General features: G+C 69.3%; 1 protein-coding gene. It reads right to left on the bottom strand.

Annotation, left to right across the window (positions count from 1 at the left end):
- Positions 1-1,450 (bottom strand): efflux RND transporter permease subunit (locus VQ02_RS33675; protein WP_048448635.1); only part of this gene is annotated, 1,450 nt, incomplete at both ends.

The following is a 1,450-nucleotide window of genomic DNA, read 5'->3' on the forward strand; positions in this document are numbered from 1 at the left end:
GCCGAAGATCGTCACCGCCACGGGATGCAGGATCTCCTTGCCGGGCGCGTCGGCGCCAACCAGCAGCGGCACCAGGGCAACGCCGGCCGACAGCGCCGTCATCAGCACGGGGGCCAGCCGCTCCAGGCTGCCCCGGATGACGAGCTCCCGCCCGAACGGCAGACCCTCGTGGATGGCGAGGTTGAGGTAGTGGCTGATCTTGAGGATGCCGTTGCGGGTAGCGATACCAGTGAGCGTGATGAAGCCGATCATCGAGGCCACCGAGAGTGGTTGCCCGGCGATCCAGAGCGCCGCGACCGAGCCGATCAGGGCGAGCGGGATGCTGCCGAGGATGATCAGCGTGAACACCACCGAGCGGTAGCGGCTGTAGAGTAGGGCGAACACCAGGGCGAGGGAGAGAAGCGAGAGCAGACCGATGGTCCGGCTGGCCTCCGCTTGCGCCTGGAACGAGCCCTCCAGGCTCGTGGTGTAGCCGTTGGGCAGACTCGCCGCGGCGGCCTTCTCCTGAATGGCCTGGACGATCTTGCCCATGTCGGAGCCGGCCTGAGTGTTGGCCTGAACCACGATGCGGCGGCGGGCGTTCTCGCGCAGGATCTGGTTCGGGCCGTCGGTCTCGCGGATGTCGGCGATCTGGCGGGCCGGCACCCAGCCTGACGGCGTCTCGATCAGGAGGTCGCCGAGGCGTTGCGTGGTGCGCATCGTGTCCGAGAGGCGCATCACCACGTCGAAGCGGCGATAGCCGTCGACCACGCGCGAGACGACCTGCCCGTTCGAGAGACGGCTGAGCTGCTCGACCAGTGCGGCCGGCTGCACCCCGTAGAGAGCCGCGCGATTGTAGTCGACGCGGATCTCCAACTGGGGGATCAGCACCTGCTTCTCGACCTGCAGGTCGGCGATGCCGGGAATGTCGGCCATACGCGCGCGCAGGTCCTCGGCCAGAGCCCTCAGGGTGTCGAGGTCTTCGCCGAAGATCTTGAGCGCGATCTCGGCGCGCACGCCTGAGAGCATGTGGTCGAGCCGGTGCGAGATGGGCTGGCCGACGTTGACGTTGACCGGCAGCACCGCAAGGCGCCCGCGGATGTCGGCGACGAGCTCGGGCTTGGACCGCGCACCGGGCTTGAGGTCGATTTCCAGGTCGGAGGAGTGCACGCCCTCGGCGTGCTCGTCGAGCTCGGCCCGGCCGGTGCGGCGCCCGATGGACTTCACGTCGGGCATCCCCAGGAGCAGCCGCTCGGCCACGAGGCCGATGCGGTTGCTCTCGGCGAGCGAGATGCCCGGGTTGAAGGTCATGTTGACCGTGAACGAGCCCTCGTTGAAGGGAGGGAGGAAGGTCCGCGGCAGGAAGACCGCCGCGAGACCGGCCGCCGCCACCGCCAGCCCGGCGACCGCCATGACGGGCCGGGCGTGCCCGAGCAGGCTCCGCAGCGGGGCGGCATGGCCGCGCTTGAGC

It is taken from the genome of Methylobacterium variabile (genome assembly GCF_001043975.1).
Lineage (GTDB): Bacteria > Pseudomonadota > Alphaproteobacteria > Rhizobiales > Beijerinckiaceae > Methylobacterium > Methylobacterium variabile.